The sequence below is a fragment of the Xanthomonas axonopodis genome (assembly GCF_001304695.1).
Taxonomy (GTDB): Bacteria; Pseudomonadota; Gammaproteobacteria; order Xanthomonadales; family Xanthomonadaceae; genus Xanthomonas; species Xanthomonas axonopodis.
In genome coordinates this window covers 17,986-35,590 of sequence record NZ_JFAQ01000102.1, presented here as the reverse complement: position 1 = coordinate 35,590, position 17,605 = coordinate 17,986, and the positions used below count along the sequence as shown (strand labels likewise).

The 17,605-nt window shown below is 64.1% G+C and carries 16 protein-coding genes and 1 pseudogene; 15 read left to right on the top strand and 2 right to left on the bottom strand.

Annotated features, from left to right (window positions below):
• Positions 1-17: 17 nt before the first annotated feature.
• Both XAXN_RS10580 and XAXN_RS10575 read left to right on the top strand, forming a co-directional pair.
• Positions 18-632 (top strand): YqaA family protein, encoded by a 615-nt coding sequence (locus tag XAXN_RS10580; RefSeq protein ID WP_042822105.1) that lies wholly within the window; start codon positions 18-20, stop codon positions 630-632.
• Complete coding sequence (locus XAXN_RS10575) at positions 629-1,408, top strand: peptidoglycan DD-metalloendopeptidase family protein (protein ID WP_054319520.1); 780 nt, start codon at positions 629-631, stop codon at positions 1,406-1,408. The genes XAXN_RS10580 and XAXN_RS10575 overlap by 4 nt, the downstream gene beginning before the upstream one ends.
• A gap of 170 nt (positions 1,409-1,578) precedes the next feature.
• On the opposite strand, the gene XAXN_RS10570 is transcribed toward XAXN_RS10575, so the two are convergent.
• Complete coding sequence (locus XAXN_RS10570; RefSeq protein WP_054319519.1) at positions 1,579-1,953, bottom strand: Mth938-like domain-containing protein; 375 nt, start codon at positions 1,951-1,953, stop codon at positions 1,579-1,581.
• A 15-nt stretch (positions 1,954-1,968) separates the two neighbouring features.
• Positions 1,969-2,273, bottom strand: a pseudogene (gene yhbY, locus XAXN_RS10565) (ribosome assembly RNA-binding protein YhbY).
• A gap of 65 nt (positions 2,274-2,338) precedes the next feature.
• Here yhbY and rlmE point away from each other — a divergent pair.
• The 13 genes from rlmE to csrA all read left to right on the top strand — a co-directional run bounded on the left by rlmE (position 2,339) and on the right by csrA (position 17,573).
• A complete protein-coding gene (rlmE, locus tag XAXN_RS10560) occupies positions 2,339-2,971 on the top strand; it encodes a 23S rRNA (uridine(2552)-2'-O)-methyltransferase RlmE (protein WP_054319518.1) in 633 nt (210 codons plus the stop codon).
• 60 nt (positions 2,972-3,031) lie between these two features.
• Positions 3,032-4,972 (top strand): ATP-dependent zinc metalloprotease FtsH, encoded by a 1,941-nt coding sequence (ftsH, locus tag XAXN_RS10555; protein ID WP_054319517.1) that lies wholly within the window; start codon positions 3,032-3,034, stop codon positions 4,970-4,972.
• Between the two features lie 126 nt (positions 4,973-5,098).
• Positions 5,099-6,001 carry a dihydropteroate synthase gene (gene folP, locus XAXN_RS10550; protein ID WP_054319516.1) on the top strand — a complete coding sequence of 301 codons (903 nt, stop codon included), beginning with the start codon at positions 5,099-5,101 and terminating at the stop codon, positions 5,999-6,001.
• The gene (gene miaA, locus XAXN_RS10545; protein WP_054319515.1) at positions 6,001-6,984 is read left to right on the top strand and encodes a tRNA (adenosine(37)-N6)-dimethylallyltransferase MiaA; all 984 of its coding nucleotides are present in this window, start codon (positions 6,001-6,003) and stop codon (positions 6,982-6,984) included. The genes folP and miaA overlap by 1 nt, the downstream gene beginning before the upstream one ends.
• Positions 6,985-7,061: 77 nt before the next feature.
• Positions 7,062-7,340 (top strand): RNA chaperone Hfq, encoded by a 279-nt coding sequence (gene hfq, locus XAXN_RS10540; RefSeq protein ID WP_005915027.1) that lies wholly within the window; start codon positions 7,062-7,064, stop codon positions 7,338-7,340.
• An 11-nt stretch (positions 7,341-7,351) separates the two neighbouring features.
• A complete protein-coding gene (hflX, locus tag XAXN_RS10535; RefSeq protein ID WP_054319514.1) occupies positions 7,352-8,671 on the top strand; it encodes a ribosome rescue GTPase HflX in 1,320 nt (439 codons plus the stop codon).
• 426 nt (positions 8,672-9,097) lie between these two features.
• Positions 9,098-9,592, top strand: coding sequence for a CinA family protein (locus tag XAXN_RS10530; protein ID WP_042822117.1), 495 nt, complete (start codon positions 9,098-9,100; stop codon positions 9,590-9,592).
• Between the two features lie 477 nt (positions 9,593-10,069).
• Positions 10,070-11,746, top strand: a complete 1,677-nt coding sequence (gene ubiB, locus XAXN_RS10520) for a 2-polyprenylphenol 6-hydroxylase (RefSeq protein WP_054319512.1) — start codon at positions 10,070-10,072, stop codon at positions 11,744-11,746.
• A gap of 86 nt (positions 11,747-11,832) precedes the next feature.
• A complete protein-coding gene (gene lexA, locus XAXN_RS10515; RefSeq protein WP_054319511.1) occupies positions 11,833-12,474 on the top strand; it encodes a transcriptional repressor LexA in 642 nt (213 codons plus the stop codon).
• Between the two features lie 173 nt (positions 12,475-12,647).
• On the top strand, positions 12,648-13,682 hold the full coding sequence (gene recA / locus XAXN_RS10510) for a recombinase RecA (RefSeq protein WP_054319510.1): 1,035 nt from the start codon (positions 12,648-12,650) through the stop codon (positions 13,680-13,682).
• A 300-nt stretch (positions 13,683-13,982) separates the two neighbouring features.
• The gene (recX, locus tag XAXN_RS10505; protein ID WP_054319509.1) at positions 13,983-14,471 is read left to right on the top strand and encodes a recombination regulator RecX; all 489 of its coding nucleotides are present in this window, start codon (positions 13,983-13,985) and stop codon (positions 14,469-14,471) included.
• A gap of 101 nt (positions 14,472-14,572) precedes the next feature.
• Positions 14,573-17,221 carry an alanine--tRNA ligase gene (gene alaS, locus XAXN_RS10500; protein WP_054319508.1) on the top strand — a complete coding sequence of 883 codons (2,649 nt, stop codon included), beginning with the start codon at positions 14,573-14,575 and terminating at the stop codon, positions 17,219-17,221.
• A gap of 139 nt (positions 17,222-17,360) precedes the next feature.
• Positions 17,361-17,573: a carbon storage regulator CsrA gene (csrA, locus tag XAXN_RS10495; protein ID WP_054319507.1), complete on the top strand. Its 213-nt coding sequence runs from the start codon at positions 17,361-17,363 to the stop codon at positions 17,571-17,573.
• Positions 17,574-17,605 lie beyond the last annotated feature (32 nt).

Here is a 17,605-nt window from a genome sequence, read left to right as displayed (position 1 = left end):
TCCATGAGAGTTCTTCGATGAAGATTTTTGGGCCGTTGTACGACGTGGCCATCCGTTGGTCGCGCCATCGCCGCGCACCCGCGCTGCTGACCGGTCTCAGCTTCGTCGAGGGCTTCATTTTCCCGGTGCCGCCGGAAGTGATGTTGGCACCGATGTCGCTGGCCGAGCCCAAGCGCTCGCTCTGGTTCGCGACCTTAAGTCTGTTGGGCTCGATTTGCGGCGCCCTGGTCGGTTATTTACTCGGCCATTTCGCCTTCGCCGCGCTGCAGCCGCTGATCGAATGGCTGGGCTGGAGCGCAAAGATCCAGCAGCAGATCGAAACCCTGCGCACCCTGGTGGCCGAATCGCCGTGGAAGGCGTTCTGGGCGCTGGTCCTGGTCGGGTTCACCCCGATCCCGCTGAAGATCTTCACCTGGGCCTCGGGCGTGGTCGGCGTGCCGATCCTGCCATTCATCGCCAGCATGCTGGTGGGGCGCGGCAAGCGCGTGTACCTGGTGGCCGGTGCCATCCGCCTGGGCGGCGCACGGGCCGAAGCGGCGTTGCACCGCTGGATCGAGCCGCTGGGCTGGGTTGCAATGGCGGTGCTGGCGGTCGGTGCGGGCTGGCTGGTGTGGAAGACAACCAACGGATGAGCAAGACGCAGATGAATTCGGTACGCAAGACAGCAGTCATGCTCGCAGTCGCCGTCGGGCTGACCGCCTGTAGCAGCGCAACCGTGGTGCGTTCGTCCGGAGCGAACGGTGGCGGATCGTCGTCGCGCCCCAGCGCCGCGCCGCGCCCTTCGGTGCCGCGTCCGGGTGCCACCGTCAACGTGCAGCGTGGCGATACCCTGTACGCAATCTCGCGCCGGACCAATATCACCGCCGCGGACCTGGCCGCCTGGAATGGCCTGTCTTCCCCGAACACCATCTATCCCGGCCAGACGCTCAAGTTGTATCCGCCCGGTGCCAGCAAGCCGGGTGGCAGCGCGCCGGTGGCTGGCGGCACCGTGGCGCCGCCGCGCCCTGCTGCGCCGATCGCCGCACCGGTCAGTAGCGGATTTTCCTGGCGTTGGCCGGCCGATGGCGTCGTGGTGGGCACCTTCGTCACTGGCGAAACCACCAAGCAGGGCGTCGATATCGCCGGCACCAGCGGCCAGGCCGTGCGTGCCGCCGCCGATGGCGTGGTGGTGTATTCCGGGGCCGGCCTGGTCGGCTACGGCGAGTTGATCATCATCAAGCACAACGACCAGTGGCTATCTGCATACGGTCACAACCGCAAGCGCCTGCTCAACGAAGGCCAGAATGTCAAGGCAGGGCAGCAAATTGCCGAAATGGGCCGCAGTGGTGCGTCCCGCGACATGTTGCACTTCGAGATCCGCTACAACGGCAAGCCGGTCGATCCGCTGCTGTATCTGCCGAAGAAGTAAGTTCGGGATTCGCAACGACCTTGGGCTGAACGTGCGCGTCCAGAGTGTTCTCGCTTTCTAGTGCCGGCGAGGCACCACGATTCGATCTCGCTCTTCGCCTGATGGCAACGCGAACTGCGGCTCGCTCTTGCGAATCCCCAATCCCGATTCCCAAATCCCGTCCCAACCAATCAGCCCGGCAACACCATCGCCAACGCCACCCGCCGGCCTTCGCTGGCCAGTACGTTGTAGGTGCGTGCGGCGGCGGCATTGGTCATTGCTTCCAGGCCGATGCCGCGGGTCAGGCAGGCCGCCAGCAGGTCGGCCTTGGGAAATAACTGGCGTTTGCCAGTGCCGAGCAGGATGACGACTGGGTTGAGTGCCAGCACCGCCTCCATGTGGCTGGCCTGGAGGTGCTCCAGCGTCTGGACCGGCCAGTGCTCCACCAGCTCATCCGGCATCAGGATGAAGCTCTGCTGCAGGATCTGGTCGTTCACCTTGGCGTGGCGGCCGTCGGCCGCGCGCAGCGCATAGGTGTAATCGGGATGTTCCTGACTTAAAGGCATGACGAACTCGTTGGCTCAGCTTCGCGGCAGGACGATCTGGCGCTTTTCCTTGCTGGGGCGATACAGAATGGCGACGTGGCCGATGCGCTGTACCAACGAACTGCCGGTCTGCTCGATCAGCTCGGCAATCAGCGCATCACGGGTCTCGCGATCCTCCGATGCCACCTTCACCTTGACCAGTCGTGGCGCTCGAGCACTTCCTCGAGTTCTGCAAGAAATGCCGGCGTGACCCCTTTGCCGCCGGTCTGCAGCAAGGCTTTGAGGTCGTGGGCCTGACCGCGCAGGAAACGGTTCTGGGCGGAGGTGAGAACAATGGACATGCAGGATCGAAGGGGAGCAAAGGGCATTCAGGGTATCATGGCGACCCGTTCGGACCCCTTTGCCAATGGCTTCCCGCAGTAAAAGCAGCCAGCGCTGGCTCAAGGAACACTTCGCCGACCCTTACGTGAAGAAGGCCCAGGCCGAGGGCATGCGCTCGCGCGCGGCCTACAAGCTGGAGGAGCTGCTGCAGCGCGACCGACTGCTCAAGCCCGGCATGGTGGTGGTGGATCTGGGTGCCGCACCGGGCGGCTGGTCACAGCAGGTGCGTAAGTCCATGGGCGACAGCGGCCGGGTGGTGGCGTTGGATATCCTGGACATGCCGGCCCTGGCGGGCGTGGAGTTCCTTCACGGCGACTTCAGGGAGCAGGCCGTCCTATCCCAGTTCGAGGCGATGCTGGGCGATGTGCCGGTGGACCTTGTGCTGTCGGATATGGCCCCCAATAAGAGTGGCATGGATGCGGTCGACCAACCGCGGATTATGCACCTGGCGGAACTTGCCATGGAATTTGCCGACACCCACCTCAAGCCGGGCGGGGCATTTTTGATCAAGCTGTTCCAGGGTGTCGGGTCCGACGACTACATTCGCGAGCTTCGCCGCCGCTATGAGAAGGTGACGATCCGTAAACCGGCGGCCTCGCGCAAGCGCTCCCCGGAAGTTTATGCGCTCGGTCAGGGCAAGCGTGTCCAGATCAAGTAAGCTGCCAATGACCACCGTATTTCAAGCATCGAAGAGTAGAGGGCACCGAAGCCAATGAGGATGAACGACTTGACCAAGAATCTGCTGCTGTGGGTGGTCGTCGCAGTTGTGCTGATGGTTGTCTTCCAGAGCTTCTCGCCGCGGATGGCGGGCGGCGTCGGTGCCGACTCGATCACCTACACCCAGTTCCTGAAGGAAGTGGACTCCGGGCGCGTCAAATCGGTGGATTACACCGATGAGACCAATCTGGCCGTCAACGCGATCCGCTTCAAGCGCACCGACGGCAGCGAAGCCACCGTCTACGGTCCGCGCGACGACAAGCTGGTCGACGTGCTGTACAGCAAGAACATCGAAATGACCCGTCAGAAGCCGTCAACGGGCCCTGGCTTCTGGTCGTTGGTGCTCAATTTCCTCCCGGTCATCCTGATCATCGGCTTCTGGCTGTTCATCATGCGCCAGATGCAGGGCGGTGGCGGCGGCGCGAAGGGTGCGATGAGTTTCGGCAAGTCGCGCGCCAAGCTGCAGGGCGAGGACCAGATCAAGATCACCTTTGCCGACGTTGCCGGTTGCGACGAGGCCAAGGAGGAAGTCGGCGAGTTGGTGGACTTCCTGCGCGACCCGACCAAGTTCACCAAGCTGGGCGGCAAGATTCCGCGCGGCGTGTTGATGGTCGGCCCGCCGGGTACCGGTAAGACCCTGCTCGCCAAGGCGATCGCCGGCGAGGCCAAGGTGCCGTTCTTCAGCATTTCCGGTTCCGACTTCGTCGAAATGTTCGTCGGCGTCGGCGCCAGCCGCGTGCGCGACATGTTCGAGCAGGCCAAGAAGCACGCGCCGTGCATCATCTTCATCGACGAAATCGATGCGGTGGGCCGTCATCGCGGCGCCGGTCTCGGCGGCGGGCATGACGAGCGCGAGCAGACCTTGAACCAGCTGCTGGTCGAGATGGACGGATTCGAAGGCGGCGAAGGCGTGATCGTGATTGCGGCCACCAACCGCCCCGACGTGCTGGACCCGGCGCTGCTGCGTCCGGGCCGTTTCGACCGCCAGGTCGTGGTCGGGCTGCCGGACGTGAAGGGCCGCGAACAGATCCTCCGCGTGCACATGCGCAAGCTGCCGCTGGCCGACGATGTCGTGCCGATGGTCATCGCCCGCGGCACCCCGGGTTTCTCGGGTGCCGACTTGGCCAACCTGTGCAACGAGGCAGCGTTGTTCGCGGCGCGTGGCAGCGAAAAAGAAGTCCGCATGAACCACTTCGACCGTGCCCGCGACAAGATTCTGATGGGTGCCGAGCGCCGCTCCATGGTCATGAGCGAGGACGAGAAGACCCTCACCGCGTATCACGAGGCAGGCCACGCCATCGTCGGCCGCCTGGTGCCGGAGCACGACCCGGTCTACAAGGTCACCATCATTCCGCGCGGCCGCGCCCTTGGCGTGACGATGTATCTGCCGGAAGGCGACCGCTATTCGATGAATCGCGTGGCGATCGAATCGCAGCTGTGCTCGCTGTACGGTGGCCGTGTTGCCGAAGAGCTGATATTCGGCGGCGACAAGGTCACCACCGGTGCATCCAACGACATCGAGCGGGCCACCAAGATGGCGCGCAACATGGTCACCAAATGGGGTTTGTCCGACGAACTCGGCCCGGTGGCCTATGGCGAGGAAGAGGACGAGGTGTTCCTGGGCCGTTCGGTGACCCAGCACAAGAATGTCTCCGACGAGACCGCGCGCAAGATCGACGAAGTGGTGCGCTCGATCCTGGACAAGGCCTACAGCAAGACCAAGACCATCCTTACCGAGAATCTGGACAAGCTGCATGCCATGTCGCAGCTGTTGCTGCAGTACGAGACCATCGACGTGCCTCAGATCGACGCCATCATGGAAGGCCGCGAGCCGCCGCCGCCGGCGGGTTGGGGCAAGTCCGACAAGGACGGAGGCAACAATAACGACAAGGGTAGCCCGCGTCCATTGCCGCCCATCGCCGGACCCGCCGAGCAACTCTAGGCCGGCCGTGCACTGATCTGCGAGGCGTCCATCAAGGCCGGGGAGCGATTCCCGGCCTTGATGCGTTATCGGGCTGCAGCCATGCCCACGTGTGGGCGACCACCACCATCCCAGGAGACACCGCCGATGTTCGATACCGCCCTCACACTGGATTGCGCCGGCCGCAGTCTGCGACTGGATGCGCCGCAGGTGATGGGCATCGTCAATGTCACCCCCGATTCGTTCTCTGACGGCGGCCAGCATGCGAGCTGCGACGCGGCGATCGCGCATGGGTTGGCGCTGGTGGAGCAGGGCGCTGCGGTGCTGGATATCGGCGGCGAATCGACCCGCCCGGGCGCCACGGCGGTCTCGGTGGAAGAAGAATTGCAGCGGGTCATTCCGGTGATCGAAGCGCTGGCCCTGCGCACCAGCGTGCCGATCAGCGTGGACACGTTCAAACCGGAGGTCATGCGCGCGGCGGTCGCGGCCGGCGCCGGCATGATCAACGACGTCTATGCCCTGCGTTCGCCCGGTGCGCTGGATGCGGCGTCGGATTTGCGCGTGCCGGTGGTCCTGATGCATGCGCGCAGCGCGCCGCATGCCATGCAGGATGCGCCGCACTACGACGATGTCGTGGGTGACGTGCACCGGTTTCTGGCCGAGCGCATCTTCTCTGCCGAGATGGCCGGCATCGACAAGCGCCGGCTGGTCCTGGACCCGGGCTTCGGCTTCGACAAGACCATCACGCACAACCTCACCCTGCTCGCGCAGCTGCAGCGCTTGCAGGAATTCGGTTTGCCGGTGCTGGCCGGGCTGTCGCGTAAGCGCAGCATCGGCGAGCTGACCGGGCGCCAGATCGCTGCCGAGCGGGTGCACGGCTCGGTGGCCGCGCATCTGATCGCCGCGCAACATGGTGCACTGCTGTTGCGCGTGCACGATGTGGCCGCAACCGTGGATGCGTTGACGGTGTGGAAGGCGATGGCGGCCATTCCCGTCCCGCGTGTCAGCGCGCTCGCTGCGCCCACGTTTCGTTGGCCGGACGAGGACTGATGCCTGTCGACCAACGCCCGCTGGCGATCGCCGTGATGGGCCCCACTGCCAGCGGCAAGACTGCGCTGGCGCTGGAAGCGGCAGAGCGCTGGAATGGAGAAATCGTCAGCGTCGATTCGGCGCTGGTGTACCGCGGCCTGGAGATCGGCGCGGCCAAGCCGGACGCGGCGATGCGCGCGGCGGTTCCGCATCATCTGCTCGACCTGCGCGATCCCTGGCAGGTGTACTCGGCAGCGGAGTTCGCCACCGACGCACGCCAAGCAATCGCGCAGATCGTGGCACGCGGCAGGTTGCCGATTCTGGCCGGCGGCACGGGGCTGTATTTTCGTGCGCTGCTGGAAGGCTTGTCGCACCTGCCCGAGGCCGACCAGGCCGTGCGTGCCTCCATCGCAGCCGAAGCGAAACAGGTCGGTTGGGCCGGTTTGCACGCACAACTGGCTCGTGTGGACCCGGTTGTGGCAGCGCGCATCCATGCGACCGACCCGCAGCGGATCCAGCGGGCGCTGGAGGTCTACCGCATCAGCGGTCGGCCGATCAGTGAGTGGCAAGCGCTACCGCCAGGGCCGCGCCTGCCGGTGCGCGTGTTGAAGGTGGTCTTGGCGCCACGCGAGCGCGCGGTGCTGCATGCACGCATCGCACACCGGATGGATGCGATGTTGGCGCAGGATTTTCTGGGAGAAGTGCAGCGTTTGCGCGCGCTGCCGCAGATGCAGGCGGTGTCAGCGCCGCTGGACCTGCCGGCCGTGCGCGCGGTCGGCTACCGCCAGGCCTGGGAGTATCTGGACGGGGCTGGCAGCCTGGCCGAGTTCCGCGACAAGGCGATCCAGGCGACCCGGCAACTGGCCAAACGTCAGCTCACCTGGCTGCGCGGCGAGCTCGACGCGCGCTGGTTCGACCCGCAGCGTGACCGCGATCAATTGGAGGCCGCAATTGTCGGCTTCCTCGCTGATCGTCCGGCTGTACGGCAGGCTTCAGGCGTGTAACATCCCGTTTCCGGGGCCGGCTGGGGATGGCAGGTGTCGACCGGAACAATAAGAACAATAATGAAGAGGATTTTTCGATGGCTAAGGGGCAATCTTTACAGGACCCATTCCTCAATGCGCTGCGGCGCGAGCGGGTGCCCGTGTCGGTGTATCTGGTCAATGGCATCAAGCTGCAGGGCACGATCGAATCGTTCGACCAATTCGTGGTCCTGCTGCGCAATACCGTGAGTCAGATGGTGTACAAGCACGCCATTTCCACGGTGGTGCCGGCGCGCAACGTGCGCGTGGGGCCGGGTGGTGGGTATGTGCAATCCAATGAAGGCAATCAGGCGGAAGATGACGACGTCGAGCAGTAACGGAGTAGTGCGTGTTTGATCGGTCCCGCAAGGGTGAACACGCGTTGTTGATACAGACCCACTCCGGCGGGCCTGCCGAAGAGGATGTGATGGAGGAGTTCGCCGACCTTGCAAAGTCGGCGGGCGCCACCGTCGCCGCCACGCTCACCGCACGCATCGATAAGCCCACCCCGTCGACCTTGATCGGTAGCGGCAAGCTGGAAGAGGTCAAGGCCGCAGCCGAGGCCACCGGTGCCGATCTGGTGTTGGTCAATCACACCCTGTCGCCTGGCCAGGAGCGCAACCTGGAGCGCTATCTGGAGCGGCGTGTGATCGACCGCACCGGGTTGATCCTGGACATCTTCGCGCAACGTGCGCGTAGCCACGAAGGCAAGCTGCAGGTGGAACTGGCGCAGTTGCGTCACATGGCCACGCGGCTGGTGCGTGGCTGGACCCACTTGGAGCGTCAGCGCGGTGGCTCCATCGGCCTGCGCGGCCCGGGCGAAACCCAGCTGGAAACCGACCGCCGCCTGCTGCAAAAACGCGTCGAACAGTTGCAGCAGCGGCTGGAAAAGGTCGAGGTGCAGCGCACCCAGATGCGTCGTGCACGGATGCGCAGCGAATTGCCACGGATTGCACTGGTCGGTTACACCAATGCCGGCAAGTCGACGCTGTTCAATGTGTTGACCGGTGCAGAGGCTTACGTGGCAGATCAATTGTTCGCCACGCTCGACCCTACCGTGCGACGCATTGCGTTGCCCGGCGGCAGCGCGATCCTTGCCGACACGGTCGGCTTCGTGCGCGATCTTCCGCACGAACTGGTGGCCGCGTTCCGCTCCACGCTGTCGGAGGCGCGCGATGCCGATCTGTTGCTGCACGTTGTCGATGCAGCAGACCCGTTGCGCGAAGAACGCATCCTGCAGGTCGATGAAGTGTTGCAGGCCGTCGGTGCCGGCGATCTGCCGCAGCTGCTGGTATTCAACAAGATCGACAAGATCGAAGGCGCCGAGGTGCGCCACGACGTGCAGGACGGCATTCCTGACCCGGCACGCCGCGAGCGTGTGTGGATGTCGGCGCGCGACGGGCGTGGGCTGGAAGAATTGCAGCATGCGCTCGGCCAGCGGCTGGATCTGCGCCACCTGACCGGCCAGCTACGGCTACCACCGTCTGCCGGCCGCCTGCGTTCCAGGCTGCATCAGCTGGAAGTGGTGCGCAATAAGCAAACCGACGAAGACGGTTGGCTGCTCGAGGTCGATCTGCCGATGGTCGAGGCCGAGCGATTGGCCGCCAGCGAGGACGGGGCACCACTGCGCGCGATGCTGCCGGATCGTCGCGAAGACTGGGAAGCGTGATGGAAGCGGCGCGGTCGGTAGTCCACGACTGTGCTGCTGCTTCAAAGCAAAGGGGGCAAGGGCATACCGGGTCGCTGTGCGGCAGTTGCCAGGCCTCCTCCTGGTCAGCCGGAATTGACAGAAACCCCGGACGGCTAGTGGGTGCTGCGGAAGAGGGCAATCGTGCGCTCAAGCGGCGCACGCCTGGCCTCAGTGATGCGGTGCGCTAGCTGCAGTGATTCGGTAGTCTGGAGGCGGCGCTGTACGTTGACCGCGTGCGGCATGCAATTCGGCGCACCTACAAGCCCGTGCAGACCCAGCGTGCCGTATCGGCCGCACATCGCCACTGAACCTGGGCCACCTCACGCCCAGCCGAAATCGGCGCCAGCGGCAGACAGGCGCGACGAATTGGGCTAAAACGTCAGCTGCCCCCTCCTTGCCGTGCCCATGTCTTTTTCCGCCGATTCCGAACTGCAGCAGCTGGCCGAAGCTCTCGGGCAGCAATTGCTCGCCGCGCGCGAGCGCCTGGTCACTGCCGAGAGTTGCACTGGTGGCTGGATCGCCAAGGCAGTGACCGATGTCGCCGGCTCCTCGCATTGGTTCGATTGCGGGATGGCCGCCTATAGCTACGAGGCCAAGCAGGCGCTGCTCGGCGTCCGCCCACAGACCCTGGAAGTGCATGGGGCGGTCAGTCGCGAAACGGTGATCGAAATGGTCTCTGGCGCGCTGGTGAATTCCGGCGCGAGCATCGCGGTGGCGGTAACCGGCATTGCCGGGCCCGGCGGTGGCAGCGACGACAAGCCGGTCGGCACGGTCTGGATCGGTTGGAAACGTCGCGGCGGTTATGCCGCGGCGCAACTGTTCCACTTCAATGGCGACCGCGATGCAGTACGGCGTCAAACCGTGGCTGCAGCGCTGCGTGGATTGAGCGCGTTGCTTTAACTACCGGCAGGTTCGCTGGATGGCGTTTGGCAATAGCTTCATGGTATGCGCCATTTTGAGCGTGATATCGCGCGGCAGCAAAGCCGAAGTGCTGAGGCAGTGCCGCATGCCCAAAGAAACCTATCGGCAGCTCGTCATCGACAAGCCACTGCAGCCCACTTCGCAAAACGCGTTTCTGCGTGCGCCACGCCGCGATGGCCTGACCTTGCGACTGCGCGATTGAGGTGCATGCACCTGACGAAAGCACGCGGCATCTTGCAGGTGCGCTACGTAACGCATTGCAACCTGCGCTGAGCTTGGAGCGGGTGAGGGCGCGACAGCGGCGGGCAGATCGGCTACAAACAAAGTCTCGTCACCGCCTAGTGTGCCAATGCGTTCGCTGCTTGCCTCAATCTCATCTTCCCCGGCGCTGCAGGCTGCTGTGCAGTGCAGTGTCGCGCAGCGTCTGAGCGCAGCCTGCTCGCAGGCGGTGCACTGATGTGGGAAGCACTCGGCACGGTACGTGATCTTGGGCGGCTGCAGGAAATCGCCTCGGTTCTGATTCGCTACGGCTTCGGTGATGTGGTGCGCCGTATCGGCATGGCCGATGTGCTCGAGCGCGCCGGCAGGCTGTTGCATTGGCAGAACGCCGAAGGCCGTTTGCGCATGTCCGCAGCGATGCGCGTGCGGCGTGCACTGGAAGAGCTTGGGCCCACCTTCGTCAAACTCGGACAGGTGCTGGCCACGCGCGTGGATCTGCTGCCACCGAAGTGGATCGAAGAATTGAGCGAGCTGCAGAACGCGGTGCCGGCGCTGCCGTTCGAGCGGATCCGCCCACAGCTGGTTGCTGCGCTGGGCATGGAGCCGGAAAGCGTCTTCGCGCGCCTGGACCAACAAGCGCTGGCGGCCGCATCGCTCGCACAGACGCACCGCGCGTGGTTGGTCGATGGCACGCCGGTGGTGTTGAAGATCCGGCGTCCCGGTATCGGCGACACCATCGATGCCGACCTGCGCTTGCTCGCGCGGCTTGCCGAAATCGTCGAAACCCGCGCGCCGGATCTCAAGCGTTATCGTCCCGCCGAGGTGGTGCAGCAATTCACCGTCTCGCTGCGGCGCGAGCTGGATTTCGCTGCCGAGGGGCGCAACGCCGAACGTATCTCCGCCAACTTCGCGCACGACGCGCAGGTGGTGGTGCCGGCGGTGTACTGGGAGTGGACCTGTGAGTCGCTCAACGTGCAGGAATTCATCGATGGCATTCCGGGGCGCGATCTGCTCGCCGTCGACGCAGCCGGCCTGGACCGCAAGGCGCTCGCGCGCGCCGGTGCCGGCATCGTGCTCAAGATGGTGCTGCAAGACGGCTGCTTCCACGCCGATCCGCATCCGGGCAATATTTTCTATCTGCGCGACGGGCGCATCGCGGTCATCGATTTCGGCATGGTGGGGCGCGTCTCCGAGCAGCGTCGGTTTCAGGTCGCGCAACTGCTGCATGGCATGGTCAGTTACGACGCCGAAGCGGTGATCGACGTGCTGCTGGAATGGGCGGGTACCAGCCTGGAGATCGACGAGCCACGTCTGCAGCAGGACATCGGTGCGTTCGTCGACGAGTATCGCGGCGTGCCGCTGAAAGAACTGCGCATCGGCGCAATGCTCGGCGACGTCACCTCCATCCTGCGCGATCACGGGCTGACGCTGCCATCGGATCTGGCACTGATGATCAAGGCGTTTCTCACCCTCGAAGGCATGGGGCGCCAGCTCGATCCGGACTTCGACATGGCCACCGAGGCGCGCCCATATCTGGAACGCGTGGTGTTGCAGCGCTATGCGCCGCGCGCCATCGTGCGGCGCGGCCGGCGGACCGTGACTGGTGCGATCGATCTGATCGGCGATCTGCCACGCGACCTCAAGCGCCTGTTGCAAGCCGCACGCCGCGGCAAGCTGCAGCTTCAGATCGAAACACGCGCATTGCGCGAGTTCGGCGAGCAGGTCGACCGCGCCGCCAACCGCCTCACGATGGGTATCGTGACTGCCGCCTTGGTGATCGGCTCCTCGATCGTCATGAATAGCGTCGGCGGAAGCGCCAGCCGCTGGTTGCTCGCGCTGGGCGTAGGCGGTTTCATCGGCGCGGCGCTATGCGGCATCTGGATCCTGTTTTCGATCTGGCGAAGCCGGCGCTAGCGCACTAAGCGCGGCATCCTGGTGGCGTGCGGGCAGGGCGCGACGAACACTTGCGCAGACGCTCGTTAGTAGTAATACTACTAACCATGGACCTGACCGATACCCAGCAAGCAATCCTGGCCTTGATCGCCGAGCGCATCGATGCCGATGGTGTTCCGCCGTCGCAGACTGAAATCGCGCGCGCGTTCGGCTTCAAGGGCGTCCGCGCGGCGCAATATCACCTCGAAGCGCTGGAGCATGCGGGTGCGATCCGCCGCGTCCCAGGCCAGGCTCGTGGGATACGGCTGGCCGGGCATGCTGCGCAGACACGCACGGCTCCTGTGAGCGAGACCGCTCGCGACGACGTGCTGCGTCTGCCGGTGCTGGGCCGCGTGGCCGCAGGTCTGCCGATTGGCGCCGATATCGGCTCGGACGACTTCGTTGTACTGGATCGGGTGTTTTTCTCGCCGTCGCCAGATTATCTGCTCAAGGTGCAAGGCGATTCGATGCGCGACGAAGGCATCTTCAACGGCGATCTGATCGGCGTGCACCGCACCCGCGACGCGCGCTCGGGGCAGATCGTGGTGGCGCGAATCGATGAGGAAATCACGGTGAAGCTGCTGAAGATCGGCAAGGACCGCATCCGGCTGTTGCCGCGCAATCCAGACTACGCGCCCATCGAGGTGCTACCGGATCAGGATTTCGCGATTGAAGGCCTGTATTGCGGGCTGTTGAGGCCTAACCGCTGAGGTCTGTGCCGATGGCCGTGCCGGCGTTTCTCCGAGCTGGCGCCGCAGGATTCCCCGCTGCCACGGGGCCTTCCGCATCCCTAATTTGAGTGTGTCGCCTGCAGTCTCAGCCTGTGCGATACACCGCCGCTACATTAGCCCCATACCGAAAATCACTGACGAGGATCACCCAGATGGACGAGAACAAGAAGCGCGCCCTTTCCGCCGCACTGAGCCAGATCGAAAAGCAATTCGGCAAGGGCTCGGTCATGCGTATGGGCGACCGCGTCATTGAGGCGGTCGAAGTCATCCCGACCGGGTCGCTGATGCTGGATATCGCCCTGGGAATCGGCGGCCTGCCGAAGGGCCGCGTGGTCGAAATCTATGGTCCTGAATCCTCCGGCAAGACCACCTTGACCCTGCAGGTCATCGCCGAGTGCCAGAAGAAAGGCGGCACCGCTGCCTTCATCGATGCCGAGCACGCACTGGACCCGATTTATGCGGCCAAGCTGGGCGTCAACGTCGACGACCTGCTGCTGTCGCAGCCCGATACCGGTGAGCAGGCGCTGGAAATTGCCGACATGCTGGTGCGCTCGGGTTCGGTTGATATCGTGGTAGTCGACTCGGTTGCTGCACTGACGCCGAAGGCGGAAATCGAAGGCGAGATGGGCGACCAGTTGCCAGGTTTGCAGGCTCGCCTGATGAGCCAGGCGCTGCGCAAGCTCACCGGCAATATCAAGCGCTCCAACACGCTGGTGGTCTTCATCAATCAGCTGCGCATGAAGATCGGCGTCATGATGCCGGGCCAGAGCCCGGAAGTGACCACCGGCGGCAATGCGCTGAAGTTCTACGCCTCGGTGCGTCTGGATATCCGCCGTATCGGTGCGATCAAGAAGGGCGACGACATCATCGGCAACCAGACCAAGATCAAGGTGGTCAAGAACAAGCTGGCGCCTCCGTTCAAGCAGGTCGTGACCGAAATCCTTTACGGCGAAGGCATCAGCCGCGAGGGCGAACTCATCGACATGGGCGTGGAAGCCAAGTTGGTCGACAAGGCTGGCGCCTGGTACAGCTACGGCGATGAGCGCATCGGGCAGGGCAAGGACAACGCGCGGACCTACCTGCGCGACAACCCGCAGGTTGCAGCCCGGCTGGAAGCCGAGCTGCGGGAGAAGTTCCAGCCTGCCGAAGCACCGCGCGAGGCAGGCGACGACGAAGACAAGGAATAAGTTGCAGCTGCACAACATCGCCAGTCACCGGAGCGGGTTCGCCTGGAGTCGGTGACGGTGACGGTGATGCTGTTGGTGAGCGATGGACGGAGCTCGCGCGGTACGCGACCGCGCCATTGCCCCCACGCCTGCCTGGCGCTGGGGCAGCAAGTCGAGCGTGTTTGAAGTTTTTCTATCGCGAGGACGGCGGAGTCAGTGCTGTCGCTTCTCGCGGTAGATCTATCGAAGGCCAGGAGGGCAGGCGCCATGGACGGCGCATTGATGTCGTAACTGATCTTGGCGATTCGAGGCACCTCAACGATGGACGAGCAAGAGCCCGCACCAAAGCGGGGGCGCCGGTTCAAGGAACAGACGCCGCTCCAGCGCGCACTCGGCCTATTGGTGCAGCGCGAACATTCGCGTAAGGAATTGAACCGCAAGCTGCTGGCCCGCGGGATCGAGCCAGATGCGGCGCAAGCGGCTGTCGATCGGCTCACGGACGAGGGATGGCAGGACGACACCCGTTTCGCTGCTGCAGTGGTGCGCAATCGCGCCGGTTCGGGTTATGGCCCGCTGCATATTCGTGCCGAGCTCGGAACCCATGGCCTCGATAGCGAGGCCATCAGTGCCGCCCTGGCGACCTTTGAAGGGGATTGGACCGAAAACGCGCGCGACCTGATCCGCCGGCGGTTCGGCGAACAAGGCCCAATCGACCTTCCGCAGCGGCGCAAGGCTGCCGATCTGCTGGCCCGGCGGGGTTTCGACGGCAACAGCATTCGCGCCGCCACGCGCTTCGACCTTGAGGACTGAGGGCGTCAGGCCTGCTACCCTTCGTGGTTTCAGGTTGTTCCGCTCATCTGCGCCCACATGTCATTGGGTGACCGGGACTGCCGCCCGCCCAATGCCAGCACATGAACGCACCTGCCAAATTCAGCACTTCTCAGATCCGTCGTGACTTCCTCGCGTTCTTCGAGGGGAAGGCACACACCATCGTGCCATCTGCGCCGCTGGTGCCGGGCAACGACCCCACCTTGCTGTTTACCAACTCCGGCATGGTCCAGTTCAAGGACGTCTTTCTTGGCGCGGAGAAGCGCAGCTACGTGCGTGCTGCAGACGTACAGCGCTGCCTGCGTGCCGGTGGCAAGCACAACGATCTGGACTCGGTGGGCTACACGGCGCGCCACCACACTTTCTTCGAAATGCTCGGCAACTGGTCGTTCGGCGATTATTTCAAGAAGGACGCCATCGCCTGGGCATGGGAACTGTTGACCCAGGTCTGGAAGCTTCCGGCCGACCGCCTGCTGGTCACCGTCTACCACACCGACGAAGAAGCCTTCGCGTTGTGGCGCGACATGATCGGCATCCCGGAAAGCCGCATCGTGCGCATCGGCGACAACAAGGGTGCGCCTTACGCCTCGGATAATTTCTGGCAGATGGCCGATACCGGCCCCTGCGGCCCGTGTACCGAAATTTTCTTCGACCACGGCGATCACATCGCCGGTGGCCCGCCGGGGTCGCCGGATGAAGATGGCGACCGCTTCATTGAGATCTGGAACCTGGTCTTCATGCAGTTCGACCGCCAGCCCGACGGCACCCTGGTGCCGCTGCCGGCGCCGTGCGTGGACACGGGCATGGGTCTGGAGCGTCTAGCTGCCATCTTGCAGCACGTCCATACCAACTATGACATCGACCTGTTCCAGGTGTTGATCGGCAAGGCCAGTGCACTGACCGGCATCACCGATCTGGAGAACAAGTCGCTGCGGGTGATCGCCGATCACATCCGCGCCTGTTCCTTCCTCATCGTCGATGGCGTGCTGCCCTCCAATGAAGGGCGCGGTTATGTGCTGCGTCGGATCATCCGGCGTGCGCTGCGCCATGGCTGGATGTTGGGCGTGCGCCAGCCGTTCTTCAGCAAGATGGTGCCCACGTTGGTGGAGCTGATGGGCGAAGCCTATCCCGAGCTGGTGGTGGCACAGGCCACCGTGGCGCGCGCCCTGTTGGCCGAAGAAGAGCGCTTTGCCGAAACGCTGGATGCCGGCATGAAGATCTTCGACGAGGTCGCATCGCGCTCGCAGGACATCATCCCGGGGGCCGACGCGTTCCGGCTGTACGACACTTACGGCTTTCCGGTCGACCTGACTGCCGACATCGCGCGCGAGCGCGGCATGCGCGTGGACCTGGAGGGCTTCGAGTTCGCCATGGAGCGCCAGCGCGAGACCGCACGTGCGGCTGGCAAGTTCGGCGGCGGCGTCGCATTGCCGGCGGACCTGGTCGCCAGCATGTCGCCGACCGTATTCCTGGGTTACGAAGCGCACGATGCCGATGCCCTCAAGGTCGTGGCACTGGTCAAGCAGGGCCGCCCGGTCGAACGTGCGGAAGCAGGTGATGAGGTGATCTTGTTCACCGATCGCACGCCGTTCTACGCCGAGTCGGGTGGCCAGGTCGGCGACAGTGGTCAGCTGAGCGGCCCCGGTGTTTCGATCGAAGTGACCGATACGCAGAAGTTCGCCGGCCAGTTCCACGGGCATGTCGGTCGCATCAGCGAAGGCGCGGTCGCGCTTGGCGATGTGCTTGCCGGCGGGATCGATACGCAACGTCGCGGGAAAACCATCCTCAACCACTCGGCAACGCATTTGCTGCACGCCGCCCTGCGCGAAGTGCTGGGAACGCATGTGCAACAGAAGGGCTCGCTGGTTGCGCCTGATCGCCTGCGCTTTGACTTCTCGCACTTTCAGCCGATCACTGCGGACGAGCTCGCTGTGATCGAGCGCAAGGTCAACGCTGAAGTGCGCACCAACCATGGTGTGGAAGTGCACAACATGGCCATGCAGGAGGCGCTGGATTTCGGCGCGATGGCGCTGTTCGGCGAGAAGTACGGAGAAAACGTCCGCGTGCTCAAGATGGGCGGCTATTCCACCGAGCTGTGTGGCGGTACCCACGTCACCCGCACCGGCGACATCGGCTTGTTCAAGATCACCTCCGAAGGCGGCGTGTCGTCGGGCGTGCGTCGTATCGAAGCGGTGACCGGGCAGGGCGCATTGGACTATGTAGCTGACGAGGAGCGTCGCCTGCTCGAAGCGGCGAATCTGCTCGGCGGCAACACCACCGAGGTGGTGGATAAGGTGCGCGCACTGACCGAGCGTCAGAAGCGGCTGGAGCGCGAGCTCGAATCGCTCAAGGCCAAGTTGGCGTCGGGTGCGACTGCCGATTTGGGCGCTGGCGCGATCGATGTTGCCGGGGTCAAGGTGGTGGCAGTGCGTCTGGAAGGCTTCGATGCTAAGGCGCTGCGCGATGCGATGGATCGCCTGAAGCAACAGCTCGGCGATTCGGTAATCGTGCTGGCGGGCGCTTCGGGCGGCAAGGTGGCGCTTGTCGCTGGTGTGAACGGCAGCCCAACTGGCAAGGTGAAAGCAGGGGAACTCCTCGGCCATATCGCCAGTCAAATCGGCGGCAAGGGCGGTGGCCGTCCGGATCTCGCCCAGGGTGGTGGCGAGGACGGGCCCGCCCTTGCGACTGCATTCGACGGTGTCCCCCTCTGGGTCAAGCAACACTTGGGCTGAACACTTGTCCTGCTATGCCTTGCTGGCTAGCAGGATGTCCCGCTACCATTTCGGGTCTATTCCCTTTACGTAGGACGCGTCTCACTCAGGAGGCCGTCGATGCTGGTGGGAAATCCACCGGTTCCAGGAGATTTACAAAATGTTGATCCTCACTCGCCGGGCAGGCGAAACCTTGATGATCGGCGACTCGGTCACCGTGACGGTTCTCGGCGTCAAGGGCAATCAGGTGCGTATCGGTATCACTGCACCCAAGGATGTGGCTGTGCATCGCGAAGAAATCTATCAGCGCATCCAGCGTGGGGATGAGCCGGTTGCCTCCGGCGCACATCACGGCGACAATTCTTCGAATTGATCGTTGTCAAGGGTTTACGTTAGCCCCTCTTA

What these genes read in the sequence shown, in the direction of transcription:
- miaA (WP_054319515.1), top strand. Translation starts at nt 6,001, where the DNA reads ATGCCTGTCGACCAACGCCCGCTGGCGATCGCCGTGATGGGCCCCACT.
- hfq (WP_005915027.1), top strand. Translation starts at nt 7,062, where the DNA reads ATGGCTAAGGGGCAATCTTTACAGGACCCATTCCTCAATGCGCTGCGG.
- lexA (WP_054319511.1), top strand. Translation starts at nt 11,833, where the DNA reads ATGGACCTGACCGATACCCAGCAAGCAATCCTGGCCTTGATCGCCGAG.
- ubiB (WP_054319512.1), top strand. Translation starts at nt 10,070, where the DNA reads ATGTGGGAAGCACTCGGCACGGTACGTGATCTTGGGCGGCTGCAGGAA.
- csrA (WP_054319507.1), top strand. Translation starts at nt 17,361, where the DNA reads ATGTTGATCCTCACTCGCCGGGCAGGCGAAACCTTGATGATCGGCGAC.
- alaS (WP_054319508.1), top strand. Translation starts at nt 14,573, where the DNA reads ATGAACGCACCTGCCAAATTCAGCACTTCTCAGATCCGTCGTGACTTC.
- XAXN_RS10530 (WP_042822117.1), top strand. Translation starts at nt 9,098, where the DNA reads ATGTCTTTTTCCGCCGATTCCGAACTGCAGCAGCTGGCCGAAGCTCTC.
- recA (WP_054319510.1), top strand. Translation starts at nt 12,648, where the DNA reads ATGGACGAGAACAAGAAGCGCGCCCTTTCCGCCGCACTGAGCCAGATC.
- folP (WP_054319516.1), top strand. Translation starts at nt 5,099, where the DNA reads ATGTTCGATACCGCCCTCACACTGGATTGCGCCGGCCGCAGTCTGCGA.
- XAXN_RS10575 (WP_054319520.1), top strand. Translation starts at nt 629, where the DNA reads ATGAGCAAGACGCAGATGAATTCGGTACGCAAGACAGCAGTCATGCTC.
- XAXN_RS10580 (WP_042822105.1), top strand. Translation starts at nt 18, where the DNA reads ATGAAGATTTTTGGGCCGTTGTACGACGTGGCCATCCGTTGGTCGCGC.
- recX (WP_054319509.1), top strand. Translation starts at nt 13,983, where the DNA reads ATGGACGAGCAAGAGCCCGCACCAAAGCGGGGGCGCCGGTTCAAGGAA.
- ftsH (WP_054319517.1), top strand. Translation starts at nt 3,032, where the DNA reads ATGAACGACTTGACCAAGAATCTGCTGCTGTGGGTGGTCGTCGCAGTT.
- rlmE (WP_054319518.1), top strand. Translation starts at nt 2,339, where the DNA reads ATGGCTTCCCGCAGTAAAAGCAGCCAGCGCTGGCTCAAGGAACACTTC.
- XAXN_RS10570 (WP_054319519.1), bottom strand. Translation starts at nt 1,953, where the DNA reads ATGCCTTTAAGTCAGGAACATCCCGATTACACCTATGCGCTGCGCGCG.